General features: G+C 70.6%; 20 protein-coding genes. 8 read left to right on the top strand and 12 right to left on the bottom strand.

The window, feature by feature from the left end:
- The 3 genes from RL72_RS04195 to RL72_RS04185 are packed head-to-tail and all read left to right on the top strand — an operon-like array spanning position 1 to position 3,115.
- Positions 1-1,257: a sensor histidine kinase gene (locus tag RL72_RS04195; RefSeq protein ID WP_052674175.1), complete on the top strand. Its 1,257-nt coding sequence runs from the start codon at positions 1-3 to the stop codon at positions 1,255-1,257.
- Entirely contained in the window at positions 1,254-1,895 is a 642-nt protein-coding gene (locus tag RL72_RS04190; protein ID WP_045249563.1) for a response regulator transcription factor, read from the top strand. Before RL72_RS04195 ends, RL72_RS04190 begins: the two co-directional genes overlap by 4 nt.
- A gap of 53 nt (positions 1,896-1,948) precedes the next feature.
- Complete coding sequence (locus RL72_RS04185; protein ID WP_082072051.1) at positions 1,949-3,115, top strand: polysaccharide deacetylase family protein; 1,167 nt, start codon at positions 1,949-1,951, stop codon at positions 3,113-3,115.
- Between the two features lie 23 nt (positions 3,116-3,138).
- Here the strand turns inward: RL72_RS04185 and RL72_RS04180 are convergent, their stop codons facing one another.
- Positions 3,139-4,311 (bottom strand): glycosyltransferase, encoded by a 1,173-nt coding sequence (locus tag RL72_RS04180; protein WP_428838618.1) that lies wholly within the window; start codon positions 4,309-4,311, stop codon positions 3,139-3,141.
- Positions 4,312-4,480: 169 nt separating this feature from the next.
- On the opposite strand from RL72_RS04180, the gene RL72_RS04175 reads away from it, so the two are divergent.
- The 3 genes from RL72_RS04175 (at position 4,481) to RL72_RS04165 (ending at position 7,965) form a co-directional block, all read left to right on the top strand.
- Positions 4,481-4,744, top strand: coding sequence for a glutaredoxin family protein (locus RL72_RS04175; RefSeq protein WP_045249562.1), 264 nt, complete (start codon positions 4,481-4,483; stop codon positions 4,742-4,744).
- 52 nt (positions 4,745-4,796) lie between these two features.
- Positions 4,797-6,173: an MFS transporter gene (locus RL72_RS04170; protein WP_045249561.1), complete on the top strand. Its 1,377-nt coding sequence runs from the start codon at positions 4,797-4,799 to the stop codon at positions 6,171-6,173.
- Positions 6,174-6,240: 67 nt separating this feature from the next.
- Entirely contained in the window at positions 6,241-7,965 is a 1,725-nt protein-coding gene (locus RL72_RS04165; protein WP_045249560.1) for an aldehyde dehydrogenase family protein, read from the top strand.
- Between the two features lie 283 nt (positions 7,966-8,248).
- Here RL72_RS04165 and ypfJ read toward each other — a convergent pair whose 3' ends face one another.
- Positions 8,249-9,130 carry a KPN_02809 family neutral zinc metallopeptidase gene (ypfJ, locus tag RL72_RS04160; protein ID WP_045249559.1) on the bottom strand — a complete coding sequence of 294 codons (882 nt, stop codon included), beginning with the start codon at positions 9,128-9,130 and terminating at the stop codon, positions 8,249-8,251.
- 86 nt (positions 9,131-9,216) lie between these two features.
- Here ypfJ and RL72_RS04155 point away from each other — a divergent pair, with 86 nt between their 5' ends.
- Complete coding sequence (locus tag RL72_RS04155) at positions 9,217-10,209, top strand: malate dehydrogenase (RefSeq protein ID WP_045249558.1); 993 nt, start codon at positions 9,217-9,219, stop codon at positions 10,207-10,209.
- A gap of 23 nt (positions 10,210-10,232) precedes the next feature.
- Here RL72_RS04155 and RL72_RS04150 read toward each other — a convergent pair whose 3' ends face one another.
- On the bottom strand, positions 10,233-11,273 hold the full coding sequence (locus RL72_RS04150) for an NAD(P)-dependent alcohol dehydrogenase (protein ID WP_045249557.1): 1,041 nt from the start codon (positions 11,271-11,273) through the stop codon (positions 10,233-10,235).
- 137 nt (positions 11,274-11,410) lie between these two features.
- On the opposite strand from RL72_RS04150, the gene RL72_RS04145 reads away from it, so the two are divergent.
- Positions 11,411-11,896, top strand: a complete 486-nt coding sequence (locus RL72_RS04145; protein ID WP_052674174.1) for a recombinase family protein — start codon at positions 11,411-11,413, stop codon at positions 11,894-11,896.
- 2 nt (positions 11,897-11,898) lie between these two features.
- Here RL72_RS04145 and RL72_RS04140 read toward each other — a convergent pair whose 3' ends face one another.
- From RL72_RS04140 to RL72_RS04100, 9 genes are all read right to left on the bottom strand, one after another.
- Positions 11,899-16,416 carry a type VII secretion EssC family protein gene (locus RL72_RS04140; RefSeq protein WP_045249556.1) on the bottom strand — a complete coding sequence of 1,506 codons (4,518 nt, stop codon included), beginning with the start codon at positions 16,414-16,416 and terminating at the stop codon, positions 11,899-11,901.
- Between the two features lie 127 nt (positions 16,417-16,543).
- Positions 16,544-17,908, bottom strand: coding sequence for an RDD family protein (locus RL72_RS04135; RefSeq protein ID WP_045249555.1), 1,365 nt, complete (start codon positions 17,906-17,908; stop codon positions 16,544-16,546).
- Between the two features lie 92 nt (positions 17,909-18,000).
- Entirely contained in the window at positions 18,001-18,288 is a 288-nt protein-coding gene (locus RL72_RS04130) for a WXG100 family type VII secretion target (RefSeq protein WP_052674178.1), read from the bottom strand.
- Positions 18,289-18,398: 110 nt separating this feature from the next.
- Positions 18,399-19,064, bottom strand: coding sequence for a hypothetical protein (locus tag RL72_RS04125; protein WP_156156694.1), 666 nt, complete (start codon positions 19,062-19,064; stop codon positions 18,399-18,401).
- Between the two features lie 124 nt (positions 19,065-19,188).
- On the bottom strand, positions 19,189-20,055 hold the full coding sequence (locus RL72_RS04120; RefSeq protein WP_045249553.1) for a YciI family protein: 867 nt from the start codon (positions 20,053-20,055) through the stop codon (positions 19,189-19,191).
- Entirely contained in the window at positions 20,052-20,912 is an 861-nt protein-coding gene (locus RL72_RS04115) for a hypothetical protein (protein ID WP_045249552.1), read from the bottom strand. Before RL72_RS04115 ends, RL72_RS04120 begins: the two co-directional genes overlap by 4 nt.
- Complete coding sequence (locus RL72_RS04110) at positions 20,909-21,442, bottom strand: hypothetical protein (protein WP_156156693.1); 534 nt, start codon at positions 21,440-21,442, stop codon at positions 20,909-20,911. Before RL72_RS04110 ends, RL72_RS04115 begins: the two co-directional genes overlap by 4 nt.
- Before the next feature lie 68 nt (positions 21,443-21,510).
- Positions 21,511-22,839 (bottom strand): hypothetical protein, encoded by a 1,329-nt coding sequence (locus tag RL72_RS04105; RefSeq protein WP_045249550.1) that lies wholly within the window; start codon positions 22,837-22,839, stop codon positions 21,511-21,513.
- Positions 22,840-22,850: 11 nt separating this feature from the next.
- Positions 22,851-23,195, bottom strand: a complete 345-nt coding sequence (locus RL72_RS04100) for a hypothetical protein (RefSeq protein ID WP_045249549.1) — start codon at positions 23,193-23,195, stop codon at positions 22,851-22,853.
- Positions 23,196-23,439: the final 244 nt, after the last annotated feature.

Below are 23,439 nucleotides of genomic sequence, written 5' to 3'. Positions count from 1 at the left end.
ATGACGGACGACGTCTGCGACGAGCAGGGCGCGGCGGCTGCGGCCGCCCGCCCTGCTCGTCGCGAGCACCGGTTCGGCCTGCTCGGGCGGATCGGGATCGGCGAGGGCGGCTTCCTCGACGCCCCGTCGCTCGACGGCGTCACCGGGTGGCCGCGGCTGCGCCTCACGCTCGGCGCACCGGGCGCGAAGCGGTGGTACCCCGGCGCGCTCATCAGCCAGCTGTTCATCGTCGGCTTCATCCTCGTCCCGCTGCTCACCCAGCTGCCCGCCCCCGCCTCCTGGTTCTGGGGGCTCGGGGTGATCGTCTACGGCGCACTGTTCACGGTCTCCTTCCCGATCGCGATGGCCCTGCCCGACCGCTGGCGGTGGGTGCCGCCGGCGGGGCTGCTGCTGCTGTCGCTGCCGTTCCTGCTGGTGCTCGGCCCCGACCTGTCCGGACTCTGGACCTACGTCGCGGTCTCTGCGGCGATGTGCTTCGGCGGAGACCGCCGCGCCGTGTTCTCCGTGTTCGGCCTTTCGGCAGTCGCGTTCGTGATCAACCTGATCGACGGCGCGCTCCAGCCGTCGAACACCCCGCCGTGGACGATGCCGCTCATCATCCTGTCCATCGGCACGCTCATGGCCGCCTTCACCCGCAACCTGCAGACCCTCTCCCAGCTGAGGCGCACGCAGAAGGAGCTCGCCACGGTCGCCGTGGAGGAGGAGCGCAACCGCGTCGCCCGCGACATGCACGACATCCTCGGCCACTCGCTGTCGGCGATCGCCCTCAAGGCCGACCTGGCCGCCAAGCTCTCCGAGCGGGATCCCGCCGCGGCCTCGGCCGAGATCCACGAGGTGCAGACGCTCGCCCGCGCGACGCTCAGCGACATGCGGGCGGTCGTCTCCGGCTATCGGCAGGTGCGCATCGCGAGCGAGCTGGCCTCGCTGCGCACGCTCCTGCCCGCCGCCGGGATCACCGCGCACCTGCCCACCACGACGGATGAGGTCCCCGAGCGCAACCGCGAGCTGTTCGGCTGGGCGCTGCGCGAGGCCGCCACGAACGTGATCCGGCACGCCGGCGCGGAGAACTGCTGGGTCACCCTCGCCCCCGGGCGCATCACGGTCGAGGATGACGGGATCGGCCCGGCCGCGCGCTCCCCCGAGGCCGCGGGCGGCACCGGACTGCACGGGCTCGCCGAGCGTGCATCCGACGCCGGAGGCGCGCTCACGATCGGCCGCTCCCGCCGTGGCGGGTTCCTCCTGGAGGTCACCGCATGACGCCCGAGACCACCACCGCGTCAACCGGAGGCATCCGCATCCTGCTCGCCGACGATCAAGCCCTCGTGCGCGGTGCGCTCGCGACCCTGCTCGGCCTCGAGGACGACCTCGACGTGATCGCCCAGGTGGGCCGCGGCGACGAGGTCCTCCCCGCGGCCGAGCAGCATCGGCCCGACATCGCGCTGCTCGACGTGGAGATGCCCGGCGTCGACGGGCTCACCGCGGCCGCGCAGCTGCGCCGGGCGCTGCCCGACGTGCGGATCGTGATCGTGACGACGTTCGGCCGGGCGGGATACCTGTCCCGCGCGCTGGCGGCCGGCGTCGCGGGGTACGTGGTCAAGGACACGCCCGCCTCCGAGCTGGCCGACGTCGTCCGCCGGGTGATGAAGGGGGAGACCGTCATCGACGCCGCCCTCGCCACCGACGCGCTGACGGCCGGGCCTTCGCCGCTCACGCCGCGCGAGACCGAGGTGCTCGCCGCAGCCCGTGACGGCGGCACGATCTCGGATGTAGCCCGCGCCCTGCACCTCTCCGAGGGCACGACCAGGAACCACCTCTCCTCCGCGATGCAGAAGCTCGAGGCGCGCACGCGTGCCGACGCCGCGCGCATCGCACAGGAGCGCGGCTGGCTGCTCTGAGGCGCCGTCATCGCTTCAGGATCCCGACCCCTCGATCCCTTACACTCGGCACCATGACCGGAGCCTCCCCCACTTCGTCGCGCCCTCCGCGCCCTTCCCCCGCGGTGATCCGCCGTCGTCGCCTCGTGGTCGGGCTGATCGTCGTCCTCGCGATCGCCCTGGTCGCGGTGCTCGCGACGATCGCCGTGCGCGCCTTCTCCGGCGGGGATCCCAAGGCTGCGGCGATCGGCACCGGAGGCACGCCCACCCCCACGCCGACCTCGACGCCGCTCACCCCGGCCGAGCAGCTGCTCAAGACCGCCGCGGATCCCGCCAAGGCGTGCGCGGTGTCGTTCTCGGGTGAGGGCGTCACCCAGGCGCCGATGCTGCAGACCGAGGGCGTGCTGTACACCGGTCTGCCGATCCCGGAGCGCGCGGGCGCGGTGTTCGCCGGCTGGTATCCGACACCGGAGACCGCGACGTCGCAGGTGCAGACCGACCGCGTGAACGGCTCGCAGCTGGCCGCCTGCACGGATCACCGGCGCACCCTGTACGCCGCGTGGACCACGCCGGAGCAGAACGTCGCGACGGCGGCCAAGATCCCGATCCTGATGTACCACCAGTTCACGACCAAGCCCGAGGGCGAGGACAACTGGCTGCGCAACAACTACGTGTACATCGAGGACTTCAAGGCGCAGATGGACTACGTCGCCGCGCAGAAGTTCTACCTGCCCACCTGGGACGAGCTCAACGCGTTCATCGACGGCAAGCTGTTCCTGCCGCAGCACTCCCTCATCATCACCGACGACGACGCGGATCCGACCTGGCTGCAGCTCGCGGTGCCGGTCGTGACCGAGCGGAAGCTGCTCACCACGTCGTTCGTCATCACGGGCGAGCGCAAGGACGGATCCCCCTCCCCTTACGTGCTGCAGCGCTCGCACACCAACGACATGCACCGTGCCGGCGACAACGGCAAGGGGCGGATGGTGAACCTGTCGGCCGACGAGGTCGCCGCGGATCTGGAGGAGTCGGCGAAGGTGCTCGGCGCCAAGGAGGTCATCGCCTACCCGTACGGCCACTACAACGCGACCGCCGAGGAGGGCGTGACGAAGGCCGGGTTCCTGCTGGCGCGCACGATCGAGCACGGCTACGTGAAGATCGGCACGCACAAGCTCGAGCTTCCCGTGATCCGCATCAACTACGGCGACACGGTGCAGGGACTCAAGGAGAACATCGGCTGACCCCGGGGCGGGCCCGTCCTCGGTTACTCCGCCGCGGCGGCCTCCGCCTCGAGGCGCAGACGCTGGCGCTCTTCGGACTTGCGCGCGAGGCGCACCGAGCGCCGCGGTGCGTAGACCACGAGGGAGTGGAAGAGGAAGCGCACGAAGAACGCGGCGACCAGCGTGATCGCGGCGGCGAGGATGCTGGAGATGTGCCAGGTCTCGACCATGAGGGCGAGCACCGGGATCCGCACGGCCGCCTCGACGTTGTTGAACGTGAACGACTGGGCGAACCGCACGCCGATGGCGGAGGCGTCGCCGCGCATGTCGTTGAAGACGTAGCGCTCCTGCAGGATGAAGTTGCCGATGATCGTCACCTCGGCCGCGATGATCGCCGCCCAGACGTACTCGACGCCCAGATGGGTCAGCGCCCACATGATGGCGAGGTTCGCCAGCGCGCCGACGCCGCCGATGATCGCGAACAGCGACATCTTGCCGAACCGCAGGCGCGCAAGGTGCTTGAGGAACTCCATGCCCTGCACGAACGACGCCTTGGACTGCCCGTGCAGCCGCTCGCCGAACTCCATCGGCACCTCGGCGATCCGCACGTCGGAGCGCACCAGGATCTCCAGGAGGATCTTGAAGCCGTTGGGCCGCAGGGCCTCCGGGTCGATGCCCCGGCGGTCGACGAGGAAGTAGCCGGTCATGGGATCCGAGGCGCCGGACAGCCGGATCGGGAACATGGCCTTGGTGAGCAGGGTCGCGCCGCGCGAGACGCCGACACGGACCGCTCCGGCGAGACCGCCGTTGTCGCCGCCGCCGATGTAGCGGGAGGCGATCACGACGTCGGCGTCGCCCTCCTCGAAGCGGTCGATCATCTCGGGCAGGAGCTCCGGCGGGTGCTGCAGGTCGCCGTCCATCACGATGCAGACGTCATAGGACGCGGCGGCGATCCCTTCGACCACGGCACCGCCGAGACCGCCGACGGGCTTGTCGCGATGCAGGAGCCGCACCGGCACCGGCGCGCCGGCGGCGATCCGCCGGATCACGTCAGGGGTGTCGTCGGAGCTGTCGTCCACGAAGAGGATCTCGACGTCGCGATCGACCAGCGCGCCGGAGACGCGTGAGACGAGGGCCGCGATGTTGTCGCGCTCGTTGAAGGTCGGGATGATGACCGTGGCGCCGAGAATGGGGTCCCCGGCAGACATGTCCTCCATGCCCCTCCTCCGTTCGCCTGACTCGCCATGATCCCACGTGAAACCATGCGAAACCTGCGCGTTTGGTGTCAGCCAGCCTTCCCGACCCAGGCGAACGGCAGGTGAACGGGGGTGCGGAGCCCTTCCCTCCGATCGCGCCGGCCCCTCGGATCCGCCGTACCCTGGATGCATGACCACCCCCGCCTCTGACTCGATCACCCTGTTCGGCGCCGACTGGTGCCGCGACTGCATCCGCACCAAGAAGCAGCTCGACGAGCTCGGCATCGAGTACACCTACATCGACCTCGTGGAGGACCCGGCGGCCGCCGACGTCGCCAAGGAGATCTCCGGGCGCACCAACATCCCAGTGGTCGTGTACCCCGACGCCTCCCACCACGTCGAGCCGTCCAACGCCGACGTCGAGGCGAAGCTGCGCGAGCTCTCGCTGATCTGACGCCGCCCGGTCGCGCGTCGGCCGGGTCGAGGGCGCCGATACACTGACGCGCATGAGCACCGCCGCTCGCGCCGGACGAGCCTCCACGCGCCTTCCTGCCCGCACCGTCGCCCGCTATGCGGCCGGATCCCTGGGCACGGGCGGCTTCGCGACGCTGCCCGGCCTGGTGCTGGCGTACTTCCTCACCGACAACCTCGGTGTCGCGGCGATCCTCGCCGGCACGATCGTGACCCTCGCGAAGATCTGGGACGTCGTCATCGATCCCGTGATCGGAGCCTGGTCGGACCGCAGCCTGCGCCGCACCGGCAGCCGCAAGCGGTTCATGCTGATCGGCGCGTTCACCCTGCCGGTGTTCTTCGCCCTCACCTTCGCCGTGCCGCCGGCTTTCGGCCCGGTCGCAGGGGTGATCTGCGTGCTGATCGCGTTCCTCGCCACAGCCTCGGCGTTCAGCCTCTTCCAGGTGCCCTATATCGCCCTCCCCGCCGAGCTCACGCCGAGCTACGACGAACGCACCCGGCTGCTGAGCTGGCGAGTCATCGCCCTCACCGTCACGATCCTGCTGTTCGGCGGCGGCGGGCCCGAGCTGCGCCGCCTCACCGGCGACCCCGTGACGGGCTACCTCGTGATGGGCGTGGTCGCCGGCGTCGTGATCGGCGTGGGCATGCTCATCGCGGCGCGCACCGCCGACGACGCCGTTGCCACGCCGTCCGCGGTCGAGCACGTCGGCATCCGCGCGCAGTACGCCGCCGGTTTCGCCGCGGTGCGCCGCTCGCAGCCGTTCCGCGCGCTGCTGGGCACCTACCTGCTGCAGGCGCTCGCGACCGGCACGATGCTGGCCGGGGCGCAGTACGTGGCGACCTGGGTGATGCGCTCCGAGAGCGCGGTGACGCTGCTGTTCGTCGCGCTCGTCGCCCCCGCCGTGATCGCGACGCCGGTCTGGGAGCGGGTGTCGCGCCGGATCGGCAAGGAGAGGGCGTTCCGCATCGCCTCGGCGATCTTCCTCCTCGCGTCGGCCTCGATCGTGCTCGCCCTGTGGACTCCCGGATCCTGGATCTACGTCTCGGTCGCGATCGCCGGCGTCGCCTATGCGGGGATGCAGGCGCTGCCGATGGCCATGCTGCCGGACGTGATCTCGCACGACGAGCGCTCCAGCGGCCCGGGCCAGGCGGGCACCTTCACCGGGATGTGGACCGCGTCCGAGACGGTCGGGTTCGCGCTCGGCACGACGATCGTCGCGGTCGTGCTGGCGATCACCGGATACGTCTCGCGCACGGCCGGCGACGCGACCGCGATCGCGCAGCCGACGAGCGCCGTCACCGGGATCGTGCTGATCTTCAGCGTGGTCCCGGCGGTGCTCATGCTGCTGAGCCTCGTGACGCTGGCCCGCTACGGACTGCGCCGTCACGACATCGACGGCGCCGATCGCTGAGACTGAGTCCCACGGACGGCGTACGCTGGGCGTGTCTCGCCTCCCAGACCGCGCCGAAGGAGATCCGATGCCCGACACCCTCGCCGACGACGTCCGCGCCCCGATCGAGGCGGACATCACCGCTCTTCGCAAGGGATCCACGGCATGGTCCGCCCTCACCGTCGGGCAGCGCGTCACGCTGCTGCGCGGCGTGCGCCGCACGGTCGCCGCGAACGCGCGCACCTGGGCGCGCACCGCGGTGCGGTCGAAGCAGCTGGGCGACGACCACCCCCTGCGCGGCGAGGAGTGGCTGAGCGGCCCGTACGCGACGCTCGGCGCGCTGGACGCCTACATCGAGACGCTCGACCGGATCGCGAACGGGCGCAATCCGCTCGACGGGATCCCGATCGACCGCACCGCGAGCGGTCAGACCCGCGTGCACTCCTTCCCCCTCGTGGGCATCGACAAGCTGCTGCTGTCGGGCTTCACCGGCGAGGTGTGGCTCACCCCGGGCACCACGCCGGGCGACGCCCGGGCCCGCGCGGGCCTCGCCCAGCGCGCGCCGCAGCCCGGTGACGGCGGCATCGGCCTCGTGCTCGGCGCGGGGAACATCACCTCCATCCCGGTGCTCGACGTGCTGTACGAGCTGCTCGCGCACGATCGGGTGGTGCTGCTCAAGGTCAACCCGACGCAGGACGCGCTCGTGCCCGTGTTCGAGAAGGCGCTCGCGCCGCTGATCGCTCCGGGATTCCTGCGGATCGTGCGCGGCGGCCCCGATGTCGGCGCGTACCTGACCGCGAACGACGCGTTCTCGCACGTGCACATCACCGGATCCGCCCCGACGTTCGACGCGATCGTGTGGGGCACGGGCGCGCAGGGCAAGCGCCGCCGGCGCGAGAACCGGCCCCAGCTCAAGAAGCCCATCGCCGCGGAGCTCGGCGGCGTCTCGCCGATCATCGTCGTCCCCGGCGCCTGGAGCGACGAGGATCTGCGCTTCCAGGCGGAGCACGTGGCGACGATGCGCCTGCAGAACGCCGGCCACAACTGCATCGCCGGCCAGGTCGTGATCCTGTCCCACGACTGGGCGCAGAAGGACCAGTTCCTCACCGAGCTGCGCCGCGCCTACGCGATCGCTCCGGAGCGCCCGATCTGGTACCCCCGCTCCGACGAGCGGATGGCGCAGGCGGCGGAGTCGTATCCGGACGCACTCGTACTCGCCGACCGCCTGCTGGTCGAGGTCGACGACGGCGACGACGCCACCGCGCTGGAGCAGACCGAGTACTTCGCACCCGTCCTGGGGGTGGAGCAGCTGCCCGGCACCGGCCAGGCGTTCCTGGACGCGGCCGTCGCGCACGCGAACGAGCGGCTGCAGGGCACGCTCGGTGCGAACGTGCTGATCGATCCCGCCACCGAGGCCTCGCTCGGGGCGGGCTTCGAACGGGCGATCACGGCGCTGCGCTACGGATCCATCGCGATCAACACCTGGACGGCCTTCGGCTTCATCACCCCCACGGTCACCTGGGGCGCGTTCCCGGGCAACACGATCGCCGATGTGGGAAGCGGGCTGGGGGTCGTGCACAACGCGCTGCTGCTCGCCGACGTGGAGCGCTCCGTGGTGCGCGGCCCGTTCCGGCCGTTCCCGCGCTCGGCGTCGATCGTGCGCGACGGCGGCCGGTTCACGATCCTGCCGAAGCCGCCGTGGTTCGCCTCCTCCCGCACTGCGGCGGAGGTCAGCGAGGGCCTGACCCGCTTCCGCGCCCAGGGCGGGGTGCTCGCGCTGCTGCGCACGCTCGTGCAGGCGATGCGCGCCTAGCCGCGGTCCGCACGCGAGCCGGCTTCGGCGCGGGCGATGGGCGTGGGCCGCGTTCGGCGTGGGCGCGTCCGGTGGCCGCGTTCGGCGAGATGGATAACGTCGCTCGCAGCCCGATCGGAGCAGCGAAATCCATCTTCACGACGGCACCCGTCGGTCCAGAAGATGGATAAGGTCGCTCCCCGTCCGTCACGATCGACGTTTTCCCTCTTCAACGGCAGGCCGCGATCAGGAGGCGGGCACAGGCGTTCGCACCTCGGACGAGGCGGAGCGGTCATGCCGAGGACTACGGCGTGCCGACCGAGAACGTGTCGCACTGGCCGAGACCGTTCTTGTAGCCGGTCGCGAACCACTTCTTCCGCTGGTCGCTGGATCCGTGCGTCCAGCTCTCCGGATTCGTGTATCCGGCCGACTGCTGCTGGATGTGGTCGTCTCCGACCGCCGCGGCGGCGTCGAGCGCATCGCTGATCTGAGCCTCTGTCGGCGTCTTCATGTACGGGACGCCCTTCTTGTCCTTCTCCTGCGTCATCGACGCGATGAAGGCGCCGGCATAGCAGTCGGCCTGCAGCTCGGTGCGCACGCCGTTGCTCGTGGGACCCGTGCCGTTGTTCGGGTACTTCTCCATCGTGCCGGTGATGTTCTGGATGTGGTGCCCGTACTCGTGCGCCACCACGTACACCTGGGCGAGGTCCCCGGCCTCGGCGCCGAACTGCTGGTGCAGCAGCTGGAAGAACGTGGGATCGATGTAGACGGTCTGATCCGACGGGCAGTAGAACGGGCCCACATCGTTGGAGGCGGTGCCGCAGGGGGTCGACGTCGAACCGTCGACGTTGACCTGGCCGGGCTCGACGTAGCCCTTCACGTGCTTGGACCAGTAGTCGTTGAGCACCAGCGAGACGGCGGCGACGCGGCAGTCGACGCTGTTGTTCGCGTCGGTGCCGGTGTTGCAGCTCTGCACCGAGCCCTCGGACGACGACGTCGCCTGCGGCTGCGCGCCCGTCCCGCCGCCGATCAGGCCGGTCAGGTCGACGCCCGTGAACGCGCTGATGAGCAGCACCACGACCGCGCCGAGGCCGACCACGCCGCCGCCGGCGATCGCGGCAGTGCGCCCGCCGCCCCGCCGCTGGACCTTGTTGTCTGAGACATCGGCATCCGGGTTGAACGTCATGAGCACAGTTTTCCACGGTCCGCGCCCCGACGGCGAGGCATAGGCTCGCACTGAGGGTCGCGTCCGCGATCGAAGGGAGCCCGAAAGTGACCACCACGGTGACTCTGACCGGTGCCGGCGGGCAGATCGGATATGCGCTGCTGTTCCGGATCGCCGCCGGCGACATGCTCGGCCCCGACGAGAAGGTGCGTCTGCGGCTGCTGGAGATCCCCGCCGGACTCGCAGCCGCCGAGGGTGCGGCGCTGGAGCTGCAGGACGGCGCCTTCGGACTGCTGGAGCACGTCGAGGTGACGGACGACCCGGCGGTGGGGTTCGACGGCGCCGATCACGCCCTCCTCGTCGGAGCGCGTCCGCGCGGCCCCGGCATGGAGCGCGGCGACCTGCTCGCGGCCAACGGATCGATCTTCGGCCCGCAGGGATCCGCGATCGCCGCGCACGCGGCCGCGGGCGTGCGCGTCACGGTGGTGGGGAACCCCGCGAACACCAACGCCCTCATCGCGGCCGCGTCGGCCGACGGGGTCCCCGCCGAGCGGTTCAGCGCCCTCACGCGCCTCGATGAGAATCGCGCGCGGGGTCAGCTCGCCGCGGCTCTGGACGCGCCGGTCGCCGAGATCGCCGGCGTGACGATCTGGGGCAACCACTCCGCGACGCAGTTCCCCGACGTCGCGCACGCCACGGTCGCGGGGCGCCCCGTCTGGGAGGCGCTCGCCGAGCAGACCGGCGACGTGCGCACCTGGCTCGAGAGCACCTTCATCCCCCGCGTCGCGAAGCGCGGCGCGGAGATCATCCAGGTGCGCGGATCCTCGTCGGTGGCCTCCGCGGCGAACGCGACGATCGACCATGTCCGCGACTGGGCGCTCGGCACCGGCGAGCGCCGCACCAGCGCCGCGGTCGTCTCGCACGGCGAGTACGGCGTGCCGGAAGGGCTGATCAGCTCGTTCCCGGTGCAGTCGGCCGAGGGGGAGTGGCGGATCGTCGAGGGTCTGGATCCGGACGACTGGGCGCGGGAGCACATCGACCGCTCGGTCGCCGAGCTCGTCGAGGAGCGCGACGCCGTGCGCGCCCTCGGCCTGATCTGACGGCTCCCCTGAAGCAGGGAGCGTCAGATCGTGGCGGCGTCGATCACGAAGCGGAACCGCACGTCGCTGGCGAGCACGCGCTCGTAGGCGTCGTTGATGCCGGCGGCGTCGATGAGCTCGATCTCCGCGGCAAGGCCGTGCTCGGCGCAGAAGTCGAGCATCTCCTGGGTCTCGGCGATCCCGCCGATCGCGGATCCGGCCAGCGACCGGCGGTATCCGAGCAGCTGGTTGATCGAGACCGACATCGGCTCGGGCGGCGCGCCGACGCACACGAGGGTTCCGTTGGTGTCGAGCAGGCGCAGGTAGTCGTCGAGCGGCAGCGGAGCGCTCACCGTGTTCAGGATCAGGTCGAACGCGCGGCGGTTCCCGGAGAACGTCTCCGGGTCCGACGTGGCGAGGTAGCGGTCCGCGCCGAGGCGGATCCCCTCGTCCTTCTTGCGCAGCGACTGGGAGAGCACCGTGACCTCCGCACCCAGGGCGTGCGCGATCTGCACCGCCATGTGCCCGAGGCCGCCGAGGCCGATGACGGCGACGCGCGTCCCCGGCCCGACCTTCCAGTGCCGCAGCGGCGAGTAGGTGGTGATCCCGGCGCACAGCAGCGGCGCCGCGCGGTCGAGCGGGATGGCGTCGGGGATCCGCAGGACGAAGTCCTCGGTGACGACGACCTGGCGCGAGTAGCCGCCCTGCGTGACCGTGCCGTCGCGGTCGATCGAACCGTAGGTGCCGACGGAGCCGCCGGTGCAGTACTGCTCCTCGCCGCGCAGGCAGGCGTCGCACTCGCGGCAGGAGTTGACCAGGCAGCCGACGCCGACCCGGTCGCCGACCGCGAACCGCGTGACCTCGGACCCGACCGCCGCGACGACGCCGGCGATCTCGTGGCCCGGAGCGAGCGGATACCGCTGCGGCCCCCAGTCGCCGCGCACGGTGTGGATGTCGGAATGGCAGATCCCGGCGAAGGCAATGTCGATCACGACGTCGTGCGGGCCCGGCTCGCGCCGCTCGATCGTGGTGGGCGCGAGGGGAGCACCCTCGCTCGGTGCGGCATAGGCGGCGACGACAGGCATGCGTACTCCTCGAACTCCGTGGCGGACATGTGCGAGAGTACCCCGCCCCTCTGAGGAGAGGGCCGATGGTCGCGAACTGGACGCCCGGCACGCCGGTGTCGGCGGGAGAAGGCACAATAGTCCTGGAGGCGGATGACATGGAAGCGACCACGCACGCGCACGGCGACGCCGACGGCACGACCGGGGCTCCGCTCGACGCCGCCCTCACCAGCCCCCTGCACCTGCCGCACGCCGCGGCGGAGTGCCCCAAGTGCTTCACCGAGCTGCAGCAGAATCGCGACTGGTGGTCGGCCAAGCCCGACGGATCCCGCCTCGTCGGTCTCGTCGTGGCGCGTGAGGGCATGCCCTCGGTGGTGCAGCAGCGCGACGACCTCACCCGCTTCGGCGTGCCGATCGAGGGCTTCCGCCACCCCGCGCCCGACATCCTGGAGAGCTGGACGGACCGGATCGGCCGGCTCATCGACACCCTGCAGGCGGGCGACGTGCTCGTCGTCGCCAACATCCACGCGCTGGGTCGCGATCTCGACGAGGAGACCCGCACCGTCGCCACCCTCCGTCGGCACGGCGTGATGGTGAAGGTGCTCAGCCACGACGCGCGCCACCTGGCCGACGCCGGTCGCTGAGCCTAGGCTCCCGCGAGCCGCCCTCCCTCCACGAGCGGCAGCTGCACGATGACCTGTCGTCCGGCCTGGACGAAGATCCCGCGCCCCTCGGGGAAGTCGGTGCGCTTGACCTTCGGGAACGGCACCTTGAACACGGCGTCGCCGTCGAACGCGTCGGGCTTGAGCACGATGCCCTTGCGGCCGGCTTTGAAGTCGCCGATATAGCCGAACCCGCTCGTGGCTTGTGTCACGTCGAGATCGCCGATCAGCAAGTGGTCACTGCGGTTGATCGCCTGGAACAGCGCCTTCATGTCGCGCTCGGCCGGGGTGTCGGCGAACTGAGGTACGTCCTCGACCACGACGAGCAGGCGTACCGGCATCGACTCGTCACCGGCGAGCTCAGTGAGCTCCGCCGCGAGCTCCTTGGCCGCTTCGGGCGTCGTGGCGCTGCGCGTCCAGTCGGCATAGTCCTTGAGCTGCGACCGGCGTCCGCCGAAGTGGAACAGCTTGATCGCCGGGTCGAAGCGGCGCATCGACGTGATGATGCCTTTGAGCGCCGTCGTCTTGCCCGACAACGGCGGACCTGCCACGAGAAACGTCCCGACCGGGTCGAACTCGCGCGGAGCGAGCGTATCCTCGGCGATGCCGAGCACAGGGAACTCGCCGATCCTTTCGGGCAGGGCGGCAACACCGAGCCGCGTCGGCAGCGCGCCGATCTCGGCAACCTCGCGGGCGCCGTCGGCGCGAAGCGCCGCGGCCATCGCCTCGAGCAGCTTGGTCTGCTCGGCGACGTTCGGGGTGCCGCCCAGGGTCGCGATCTGCGTCTCCAACCCGTCCACGATCGCGCGCCCCGGCGCGGAGCGCTCGTCGAGCACGTCCTTCGGCGCGTTCAGCATCGCGTAGCCCGACTCGTCGGACAGCCGCAGCACGACCTTACGCGACACGTTCGCGCTGACCGCGGTGGGCACCGAGCCCGAGCGGTCCGCGGTCGCGATCACGTGCACGCCGAGCGGTCGCCCCTCGCCGAGGATCCGCATGAAGATCTGATAGAACGGCATGCGCGCCGTGGTGGACTCCCAGTCACCGCGGAACTGCGGGAAACCGTCGAGCAGGAACAGGACGCGCGGCTCGTCGATGCCGGTGAGTTCGCGGTACTCCGTGAGGCTTGCGGCGTTGGCGGCGCTGAACCGCTTGCCGCGGTCGTCGAGCACACGCGCGAGCGAGCGCAGGAGGCGCTGCACGCGCTCGGCGTCGTCGCCGGAGATCACGGATCCGACCTGCGGCAGGATCTCCAGGCTCTTCAGCGCACCGGATCCGAAGTCCAGCGCGTACACCTCCACGTTCGTCGACGCCTGCGAGGCCGCCGCGATCGCGAGCGTGCGCAGCACCGTCGACTTGCCGGCGCCGCTCGTGCCGTACACGAGCAGCGAGCCGTCGCGGTCGGGCACGAAGTACGTCGGCTCCTGCAGCTGACGGGCCGGCACGTCGGTCTTGCCGAGCAGGATCTGCCCGTCGCCGAGAGTCGGCAGATCGCGGATGTCGACGGCGTGCTCGAGATCGTCGAGCCAGGGCCGGCGCGGAGCGGGGATCCCGGCCTGCCGAGCAGCCGCGACGAGCGTCGCGACGATGCGCTTCTGGTCGTTGGGGCCGAGATCCTCGTCGTGGCTGTCGGACTCGGGCTCCTGGTCGGGCTCCCACAGCTGCGTGGACCCGAACCGCAGCTCGGCCACGCGCACGTCGGCCGCCTGCACCTCGTCCGTGGACCAGCCGCCGGCATAGGCGGATTGGAACGGCACGAGGCGACCGGGGCCGGTCTTCGCGATGCCGCGGCCCGGGATCGAGGGCGGGAAGGAGGCGGCCACCGGGTCGTCCACGACGTCCTTCGAGTCGGACTCGTCGGCCATGCGCAGCGCCACGCGCAGGTTGGTGTTGGCGCGGAGATTGTCCTTGATGACGCCGGCGGGGCGCTGCGTCGCCATGATGAGGTGGATGCCGAGCGAACGACCGCGCTGGGCGATGTCGACGACGCCGTCGACGAACTCGGGCACCTCGCCGGCGAGGGCTGCGAACTCGTCGATCACCAGCACGAGTGCCGGCGGGGTGTCGGGGTCGCGGCGCTTCTCGAGCTCGAGCAGGTCCTTCGCCTTCTTGCGGTTGAACAGGTGCTCGCGGTGGTGCAGCTCCGCTCGCAGGCTCGTCAGGGCGCGGCGCACCAGGTGCGGGCTCAGGTCGGTGACGAGGCCGACGGTGTGCGGCAGGTCGACGCAGTCGGCGAACGCGGATCCGCCCTTGTAGTCGACGAAGAGGAACGTCACCCGATCGGGGCTGTGCGCGGCGGCCATGCCGAGCACCCACGCCTGCAGGAACTCGCTCTTGCCCGCCCCGGTCGTGCCGCCGACGAGCGCGTGCGGGCCCTGTGTGCGCAGGTCGAGCGTCATCGCATCGGTCTTCGCCTGCCCGATGATCGCGCGCAGGTTGCCGGCTTTCCTGAGGCGCGGCTGCGGCACGCCGGAGCGGTCGATGATCGTGTTGTTCTGCCTCCAGCGGTCGATGACCGCGGTGGGATCGGACGCCGTCTCGGCGCCGACGAGCGACAGGAACATGACCGAGTTCGGGATGTCGGACGAGTCCTCGACGACCGTCGACGCGTCGACCACGGGTGCCAGGCGCTTGGCGAACATCGTCATGTAGGCGTGCGAGACGCCCTCGACCATCACGTCGGGGTAGCTCACGCCGTTGCGCACCGTGCCGATCCTCGCGTGCTCGAGCCCGGCCGACACGTCGATGAAGCTGCGGCACGCGGCCGGGAGCGCCTCGACCACGGGGGCCACGAACAGCGCGTACACGCCGACGTCGGCGCCGCGCTCGAGGATCTGGGTGAGCCGCGCGCGATCGACGGGCGCATCGTTCGTGACGATGACGAGCACCGCCGCCTGCCCCTCGAAGGTCGACTCCTCGGCGGCGCGCTTGACGTCGGTGCCGTAGCGAGTGGGATACCAGTCGTCGCCGTACGGCGGCCGCAGCGACGAGGTCGCGGTCGAGCGACGCATCACGATCTCCTCGAGACCGTTGAGCAGGGCGGTGCCGGTCGAGGCGGAATCGGCCAGCGCCATCTCCTGGAACGGATTGCGCTCGCTGGAGGTATGCGGCAGCCAGGTCAGCCAGTCCAGCTCGTTCGCCCAGCCCGGCTCGGTGAGCGCGACGGCGACGAGCTCGTTCGGAGAGTGCATCCCGAACAGCTGCACGGCGAGCCCGCGCAGCGCGTCGCCGGCGACCGAGGTGGGGCCGGCCACGCCGATGGATCCCACGCTCTGCAGCGACTCGAGGATCGGCACGTCCTCGATCATCCGGTAGCGCTCCTCCAGCCGGTCGACGCGCTCGACGAACTCGGGCAGCGCCTCGGCCGCTTCGGTGCGGGTGATCGAGGTGCGCGACACGTCGGCGCAGGTGCCCAGCCGCACGGCGAGGAAGTTCCAGTGCTCCGGGCGGCGGGTCCACAGCAGCGGACCGAGCTTCATCGCCTCGTCGAACACGACCGCGACCGCGGGCACCTCGCTGTTGCGCACCGCGTGCTCGCGCGGACGGGCGTGGTACAGCTTCTCCTCGAGGCGCTCGAACTGGTCCTCGAAGATCTCGGCCTCTTTGCGCAGACGCTGGCCGAGGTTGGTCTTCTGCGAGATGAAGTTGCCGAACATCATCATCGGGCTCGCCGCCGCCATGAGCAGGGAGAGGCTGCGCCCCGTGAACGCCCACATCGTGATGGCGAGCAGGATCGGGGCCACCAGCATGGGCCACGGGAACAGTCGCTGCACCTGGTCTCGCGGGTACCGCGGCTCGTCGATCTCCTCGCCCGCGAAGCGCTCCTCGACGCGCGGGCTGCGGTTGAACAGCAGCGCGCCGCCGCGTTCGAGCACCGGGTCCTCGTCGGCGGCGGTGCCGTCGAAGTCGCCCACGAGGCGCACCACGATCTCGCTGTCGCCGAGGGTGAACGGCTGTCCCGGGATCACCCGAAGGCGCTGCACCAGCCCGCCGTCGACGAGGATCCCGTTCGCCGAGTTCAGGTCGACGAGCTCGACGAACGTCGCCGCGACCTCGATGCGGGCGTGCCTCTTGGAGACCAGCGGATCGGCGAGGTGGACGTCGGCAGATGCCTCGCGACCGATCACGAAATGGCCGACGGGCAGGGAGAACTCCTGGCCTGCCGCCGGACCGGAGAGCACCCCGAGGTGCGCCGCAGGGCGAGCCCCGGCGGTACCCGTCACGATGCGCTCGGCGCCGAGGTTCACGACCTCGGCGAGGAAGCCCGACCCGACGGGCGCATCGCCGATCGCGAGGTCAGGGTTCAGCGCCACGAGCCGTTCGCTCGTCGGCGGCGCGACCGAGAGCGTGAGCGTCTCGCCCGGCGCGACGTGGATCGAGCGCATCGGGTCGGTCGTCGCGATGTGATGGGCGACGTCCGCGACCGTCGCCGTCGAGTCGGCGGTCACGACGATGTCGGTGAGCGGTGCGCCCGACCGTCGCAGGGTGAGTTTGACCTTCATCGATGTCCCTCCGGGCGCGGCACGCGCGCGTCGACGGCCAGGGGCCGGTGGATTCCCGAGACGGCGCGAAGGGCCGTTCCCCCGGCAGTCGCGATCCCTTGCAGGGCGACGGTGCGGATGCCGCCGGTCATGCCTGCTCCACGCGCAGGCTGCGGTCGCCGAACCGCAGCACGTCGCCGGCGCGGAGTTCGGCGGGGTGCCCCGGGGTCAGCGGGAGCTCGGCCCCCTCGCGGACGATCGAGCTGCCGTTGGTGGAGCCGCGATCGACGACGACGACGCCACGTCGTGAGAGCAGGATCGCGAGATGGGTCTTGGAGACCGAGCGCGTCTCATCGGACACGCGCACCAGCTGCGGCTCGCCCTCGCCGGTCGCGGCAACGGACGAGGGTGCGTCGCCCGCGCCGGCCGCCGGGGCGCGGCCGATGAGGGTGGCCGTGCGCACCTCGACGCGCTCTCCGTTGTCGATGACGAGCACCGCCCGGGGCGCGTCAGGTACAGGGGTCGCCGCCGGAGCAGCTGCCGCCGGGGCAGGCGCGGCGACGATCGGGGCGATCTCGGGCGGCTGCCACGCGGCGGGCGCGGCCCCTGCCGCGGGAACCTGCACAGCGGTTTCGGCGGCAGCAGCGGGCACCGGCGTGGCGGGGGCCGGCACAGCCGGGGCCGGCACGGCGGGGGTCGGCGCGACGGGAGCCGGCACGCCCGGGGCCGACGCGGAGACCGCGGGCGTCGGAGCCGTCGCGCGATGCGCGCCCACGACGCCGCCGGAGAAACGTCCGGTCGGCACGTACACCGCCGGGGCGTCCCGGTCGACGGGGGTGGCGAGCGACGGAAGGACCGGCGCGGCCTCGTGAACCTCGGTGGTGATCTGCTTGCGGGCGATGCGCATCCGCTTGGCGTCGTACGGGTTGAGTCCGCGGCGCACGTCGACGAGCCAGGTGGCGGCGGCGCGGTCGGCCCAGCCGCGGCCTCGCCGCTCGGCGTCGAAAAGCGGCGAGAGCGCGACGACGAGCAGTGGCCCGATCAGCGGTACCACGAACGATACGGCGAGGATCAGATAGCGCACCACGGCGCCGCGCCAGAAGCCCGGCTTCTCGAGAGTGCGTACGTTGACCGTACGGATCCCGAAGGCGGCCTTGCCGAGCGTCACGCCCTTCAGCCCGTGCAGGACTAGCTGCACGAGCGTGAACACGAACATGAGCACGAACGACACGAGCGGCGGCAGCAGGAGCCAGATGAGATCCTTGCGGGCCAGGAACGCACCCGGGTCCGCAGTGCTCAGCAGCATTGCGTTCACGCCGGCGACTGCTCCGGGGATCGAGACGAGGAGCGCCACGATCAGCTCGAGCACGGTCGCCATCACCCGCATCCCGGCGCGGGCGGGCACCAGGCCGATCGCCTGGGCGTAAGCCGGGTCAGGACGCCCCTGCGCGTCCAGACCCTCGATGTCGGTGGTCTGGGCCGGAATCTCCCAGATGTCGTTCGACAGGCTCATATCCCCTCACGTTATCAATCCGGTGTCCCGCACCCGGACGCCGCGAGGGGCCGGTGTGATGCACCGGCCCCTCGCCTCTGGATCGGCGTGGTTCAGCCGCCGGCGAGCTGCGTGTCCAGATCCTGGATCGCACGCATCATGCCCAGCAGCGACTCCGACATGTCATTGATGCCGTCCACCGCCTGCTTCAGACCCGTCGTCAGCTCCCCATACCCCTCACCGAACTTGCCCGACGCATGCTGCGTCTTGAAGTCCTCACCCAGCAGGTTGTCCACCTGACCCTTCAGAGTGTCCAACTGACCCTGAATGTCATCACGAGCCTGCGACAGCGACGACGCCACCTGCTCCATCTCCGCATAAGACGCCCCGAAATCAGCCATCCTCAACACCTCCGGTAATCCACTGGACCGGACCCCACCGGCCCGACACCCACAAAACTAACAACCCCACCCACACCCGTCGATGGGGACAACTCCCCATCCCCCCACCCTCACTCGGCGGGGTCGTCGCCTGCCGGGCCGGCGGGCAGCACCGGCTCCTCGAGCTCGCTCTCCCAGGTGAACGTGGAGATCATCGCGTCGCTGAGCAGCTCCAGCGAGTCGACGACCTCCGCGGGCACGACGTCGCCGTCGGGGATCACGATCGTTGTCGTGAAGACGAGGGCCTTGCGCCGCTGGGTGCCCGGTGCGGGGATCACGTAGGTGAGCGTTCGTCCGCTCACCCCCTCGATACGGCGTGCGTTCGCCGGCCGCTGAGGCTCCGACCGCCAGCGCACGATGTGGGGGGCGTCCTCGTCGAGGAACTGGGCGCCCTTCGTGCGGAAGGCCTCGGACACCCAGCCGTCGAGATTCTCCCCGTCGGCGGCGTTCAGCGCCGACGCCGTGATCGACATCGGCAGCAGCTCGTCCATCTCGACCTGCTCCTGGCGGTAGATCGCGAACACCTTGGTGCGCGCCATCGCCTGGCTCGTCTGCGCCATCAGACCGCGGAACTCCGCATCCAGATCCGGCCGGTTCGCCTGCCGGAAGATCGCGCTCGCCCGCTTGACGTCCTCCTCCTGCGCCGCGTTGGTCGGCACATGCTGCACCCAGCCCGGCGGCAGGACGAAGCGGAAGGCCGGGATGCCGAACCGCAGCTCGACTCCGAGATCATTCATCGCACCCATGTCAGTTCCCCCTCGTCGATCGCCCGAGCGGCGAGCGATCCTTTTCATCCTCGCCGAAACCGTCGACGATCTCGCCCACACGACGGCCGCGGGCCGGCGACACTCCCGCGCCGGATCAGCCGTGGATCGCATCATCGCTCTTCACTGCCAGAGCGGCGAGACCTGCTGCCCCGAGGCCTCTCCTGCCCGCACGCCGCCCTTCGGCACCCACCTGGATCTGCAAAGCCTTCGCCGTCAAGGCTGCCAGCTGCTTCCAGCGCTCGGACGGCAGATCGCGCCCCGCTACGAGGAGGCGGCGACCCGACCGCCGCAGCCGGCCCAATGCCCGACCGCCGCGCGCGCGCTTCGATGCGACATCCGAGATCGGCGCGTCACTGGGCACACCGATCTGCTTCTTCTGACGCGCCTCCGTGTCGGAGAGGATCTCCTCGACCCGAGCACGGTACTTCGGGACCAGCGCGAGCAGCCGAAGCTCCTCGGCGCTCCATCGCCGCACCACGAGCTCGCCGCACTCGATGCACAGCCCCTTGGCGATGACCCCGCTCTCGGCATAGCCGCAGGCGCAGTCGATCACAGGAGCGTTCGGAACGACGGGCCGGAGGCCCCACGAGTCGCGAAGCAGGAGCGCGCCGGCGGCGCTGTCACGCACCTCGTCGACGAGCAGTCCTCGTCTGGAACGCGTCAGCCCTTCATCCACGAGCGCCGTCCACCGTGCGCTGTCAGCGCCGTCCGTCACGGCGGCCGCCTGTGCCGCGTACTCCCGCAGAAGCGCGTACACCTCCGCTTCCACGATCGCCTGCCGCATCCCCGACACCGAGGTGGTGCCCTGCCAGGGCGACGGCGCACGCAGCGACCCTGCGGCCCTCAGACGCGCCGCGCCGTCGAGCTGCGCCTGCCGGTGCAGTTCCGCCAGCGGAGCATTCCGTTCCAGGAGCGGCCGTTCGAACTCGGCCGCCGCGTCGAACCAGGGCGCGATGCTCATCGCGCGGCGCCGGGACGGCCGCGCAGGGCGAGTCGCGACAGCTGCGCCATACCGAGGCGACGACGAGCGCGACGCGCCTCGCCGGCCATCGTCGGCATCGAAGCGCGTGCAGTAAGGGCAGCGAGCTCGCGCCACCGGGTCAGATCCAGTCGCGACACCTCATCCCGATGCCGTCGGTTCGCCCGCGCGAGCGCACGCCGCGTCTTGAACAGCAACGCCTCTTCCGTGCTGTACGCATCATCCGTCCCGATCGCACGCGCCTTCGCGATCGCCGACCTCGCCTCGTCGAGGATGCGCACGGTCTCGGCACGGAGGCCCGACGCACCCTGCAGGAGTCGCTGCTCCTCCGCCTCCCACGCGGTGGCGACGGCGGTCGCACACGGCTGGCACAGGCGCTTGGGAACGACCCTCGTCTTCGCGTATCCGCAGACGCACCTGCCGGCGGCGGCCGCGAGACTGCGGTCCAGGTCGTCGGACGGCGCAGCCCCGCCTCGAACGGATTCCACGGCTGCGAGCAGCCTCGCTGCCCCCGGCGTTCCGTGTGCCCGCAGGAGGTCGTTCGTCCGCACCGGATCGAAAGGCGAGTCCGAAGGCAGCGTGGACGCGAGCTCGCGCCAGGCGCGGATGTCCTGCTCGGCGACGAGAGCAGCCGCGCGCGACGCGTAGTCGTCCAGTAGTTCCGCGCACAGCGGTCCTAGCCGGGCCTCGGCCTCGTCGATGTCGATGCCGCCGTCCTGCTGCAGCGCGATCACTGCGGCCCGTGCTCGCTGCACCGCATCTGCGTGGATGCCGCGTAGCTGCCGCGACGCCGCGAGCAACCGCTCCTCTCGGGCGACGAGATCGCGTACCGACGTCATCGAACCACCGCGCCGGGAACGCGGACGCCCACGATCAATTGAGGCAGCTGCTGTTCGAAAAGCAGGAACGCGGGCAGTGTCGTACCGAGCACATCCATCAGGATGGTCCAGGTGCCGTCGTTCAGCAACACGGTCCACTGAGCGACGAGCGTCCCGTCCTGTTCTGCACCGTCCTCTTCCGTACCGTCCTCGAGGAACACCCCCCAGCGCACGATGTAGCCGGCGCCGTGGGTCTCGGTGCGCAGCGGCGTGACATCGACCGCCGTCGACGAGGTGGCCCCGGCGAACAGTTCTTCGGTGTCGGGACGATCTGCCGACGACTCGACGGCGATGCTCACCAGGAGATCGCTGTAGATGCCAGGGGGCGCGAACCACAGGCGCGCCGCACCGGGGCGGGCGTTACCGAGCATCATTCGGGCCGTGGCGGCGATCTGTTCCGCCGGTCCCGGGGCCGCATCGGGACGGATCCCGTATCGATCCAGAACCGTCCCGATCCAGACGTCGGCGCCCTCGGCGTCGGTGGCGTCCACGTATGGAATCTCGACGAACTGGGCGGCGTCGTAGTCAAGCTCCCAGGGCAGCTGACCCTGGTCCGTCATCAGAACAGCCCTCGGACGAAGCCGACGGGCGAGAGCGCACCCGAGGGCTTGCCGTCGACGCCGACGGAAACCCCGCGGTCAGTCCACTTGTACGTGTTCCACATCGCCTCGAACGTGGAGAAGGACGGCGCATCGGCGATGCCTTGGAAACCCTTGGGCAACGACTCGGTCAGCACCTTCTGGAAGAAGGTGCTGCCGGAGCTGACGCTTTCGTGGAAGGCCACCGAGAACGAACGTCCGGGCCCAAACAGCATGCGTTCGGTGACGCCGTCCACGAAGCCCGTGATGGGATTGACACCGAGGCGGCGCAGACCCCTCACACCCGCGTAGTACTCCTTGAATCCCCGCGAGCCGTACTCGATCCCCGCGTCCGCGAAGCTCTTCAAGCCGCGCATCTGCTGGACCGGATTGCGGAACTGCCCGACGAACTCGGACCCGAACTTGCTGAGCATGTTGCCCTTGCCAGCGCCGAAGACCTTCCCGAGTTTGCCTATCGGCAGGATGCCGACCACCGCCCAGGCCAGATCCCACCCGTCTTTCCTGCCGTCGAACATGAGCGCCACGGTCAGGGCCAGCGCGATGACGCCGACGACGAGAGCCGCGATCGCGAAGAACGGGCCGCCGATGATGAGGCCGAGCACGGCGATCGCGAGGCCGATCCAGCCGACCCAGTCAGAGATCACGGCGAGCACGCCCGCGATGTTCTCCCAGGTGCTGTCCTCACCGATCTTGTTGGCGTCGCTGAGGCCGTTCACCGCGTTCTCGTAGGCCTCGTGCCAGGTGTCGTACGCGGTGTCGAAGCGGTGAAGGTTGCCGTCGTGCTCCCTGCCGGCGGTCGCGAGCGTCGACTGCGCCGAGCTCGCGGCCCCGGAGAGGTTCTCGCCGGTCTTCTTGGAGGAGGCCTCCTGATCCGGTGTCGGCGGGTGGTCGGCCACGGCCGTCTCATGCAACGCGAGCGCGTGGTTCGCCTGATCCGCGTCGGTCTGCGCGGTGGCCAGGGCCTTCTCGCTCTTCTCGCAGTCGCTGACGATGGTCTTCATCTGCGCCTGCACGGTGGCGAGCACACCCGCGTAGGTCGTGAGCGTGCTGCCCGCGGGCTTGTAACGGCGCCCGGCCTCGTCGAGATCGCCGTGGACGTCGCCGATGACGTCCTTGATCTTGTCCATCGCGTAGCCCTCGCCGACGAGCTTGCCGCTCTTGATGTCCTGCAGCGTCTGCGCCGCCGTCGTCATCTGCGTCGCGAGCGTCGTGATCGTCGTGCCCCGGGCGCTGATCGCGCCCGCATCGCCTTCGACGACGGCGACCTCGTGCCCCTTGTGCGTCTTCATCCCGCTCCCCCTCAGTTCGCCACGGCACGGCCGCGAGCGGCGCCGGCGCCGTGCCCGGACTGCTGCATCGAGTTGGCCATGTCGGTGTCGGTCTTGGTGACCTCCTCGACGGTGCCCTTGACGCGATCCGAGATCTCCTTGAGCTTGGACAGCAGCTTGTCGCGGCTGTCGTTCCAGCTGCCCTCGAAGTCGTGGACGCGGTCCTTCAGGCGGCTGTCGCCGTCCGGGCGACCCACCGCATGCTCGAGATCGTCTCGCCGCGCCGACGCCGCCTCGAACTCGTCGACGATCGCGATCAGCTGCGCGCTCGTCGTCTTCAAGTCGTCGATCGGGTAGAGAACCCGGTCCCCCGCCATGTCATGCCCTCCGTGTCATCGCCCATGCGGGCGCCTGCAAACGTGCCAATGCCGTGATCGAGGGGCGCCGCGCGAAGCGATTCCGGCGCAGCGTCCCCCCGATCGCGTGATACGACCGGTTCAGCCGCCGGCGAGCTGCGTGTCCAGATCCTGGATCGCACGCATCATGCCCAGCAGCGACTCCGACATGTCATTGATGCCGTCCACCGCCTGCTTCAGACCCGTCGTCAGCTCCCCATACCCC

Origin of the sequence: Microbacterium azadirachtae (assembly GCF_000956545.1) — a bacterium.
Lineage (GTDB): Bacteria > Actinomycetota > Actinomycetes > Actinomycetales > Microbacteriaceae > Microbacterium > Microbacterium azadirachtae.
The sequence above is the reverse complement of the archived record's forward strand: the minus strand, read 5'-3'. Positions and strand labels throughout refer to the sequence as shown.

Excerpts from the sequence above, each read along its gene's own strand:
- RL72_RS04105 (WP_045249550.1), bottom strand. The coding sequence starts at position 22,839 with ATGAAGACGCACAAGGGGCACGAGGTCGCCGTCGTCGAAGGCGATGCG.
- RL72_RS04175 (WP_045249562.1), top strand. The coding sequence starts at position 4,481 with ATGACCACCCCCGCCTCTGACTCGATCACCCTGTTCGGCGCCGACTGG.
- RL72_RS04145 (WP_052674174.1), top strand. The coding sequence starts at position 11,411 with ATGGAAGCGACCACGCACGCGCACGGCGACGCCGACGGCACGACCGGG.
- RL72_RS04190 (WP_045249563.1), top strand. The coding sequence starts at position 1,254 with ATGACGCCCGAGACCACCACCGCGTCAACCGGAGGCATCCGCATCCTG.
- RL72_RS04140 (WP_045249556.1), bottom strand. The coding sequence starts at position 16,416 with ATGAAGGTCAAACTCACCCTGCGACGGTCGGGCGCACCGCTCACCGAC.
- RL72_RS04125 (WP_156156694.1), bottom strand. The coding sequence starts at position 19,064 with ATGAATGATCTCGGAGTCGAGCTGCGGTTCGGCATCCCGGCCTTCCGC.
- RL72_RS04135 (WP_045249555.1), bottom strand. The coding sequence starts at position 17,908 with ATGAGCCTGTCGAACGACATCTGGGAGATTCCGGCCCAGACCACCGAC.
- RL72_RS04150 (WP_045249557.1), bottom strand. The coding sequence starts at position 11,273 with ATGCCTGTCGTCGCCGCCTATGCCGCACCGAGCGAGGGTGCTCCCCTC.
- RL72_RS04120 (WP_045249553.1), bottom strand. The coding sequence starts at position 20,055 with ATGAGCATCGCGCCCTGGTTCGACGCGGCGGCCGAGTTCGAACGGCCG.
- RL72_RS04130 (WP_052674178.1), bottom strand. The coding sequence starts at position 18,288 with ATGGCTGATTTCGGGGCGTCTTATGCGGAGATGGAGCAGGTGGCGTCG.
- ypfJ (WP_045249559.1), bottom strand. The coding sequence starts at position 9,130 with ATGACGTTCAACCCGGATGCCGATGTCTCAGACAACAAGGTCCAGCGG.
- RL72_RS04185 (WP_082072051.1), top strand. The coding sequence starts at position 1,949 with ATGACCGGAGCCTCCCCCACTTCGTCGCGCCCTCCGCGCCCTTCCCCC.
- RL72_RS04100 (WP_045249549.1), bottom strand. The coding sequence starts at position 23,195 with ATGGCGGGGGACCGGGTTCTCTACCCGATCGACGACTTGAAGACGACG.
- RL72_RS04195 (WP_052674175.1), top strand. The coding sequence starts at position 1 with ATGACGGACGACGTCTGCGACGAGCAGGGCGCGGCGGCTGCGGCCGCC.
- RL72_RS04180 (WP_428838618.1), bottom strand. The coding sequence starts at position 4,311 with ATGGAGGACATGTCTGCCGGGGACCCCATTCTCGGCGCCACGGTCATC.
- RL72_RS04115 (WP_045249552.1), bottom strand. The coding sequence starts at position 20,912 with ATGACGTCGGTACGCGATCTCGTCGCCCGAGAGGAGCGGTTGCTCGCG.
- RL72_RS04170 (WP_045249561.1), top strand. The coding sequence starts at position 4,797 with ATGAGCACCGCCGCTCGCGCCGGACGAGCCTCCACGCGCCTTCCTGCC.
- RL72_RS04165 (WP_045249560.1), top strand. The coding sequence starts at position 6,241 with ATGCCCGACACCCTCGCCGACGACGTCCGCGCCCCGATCGAGGCGGAC.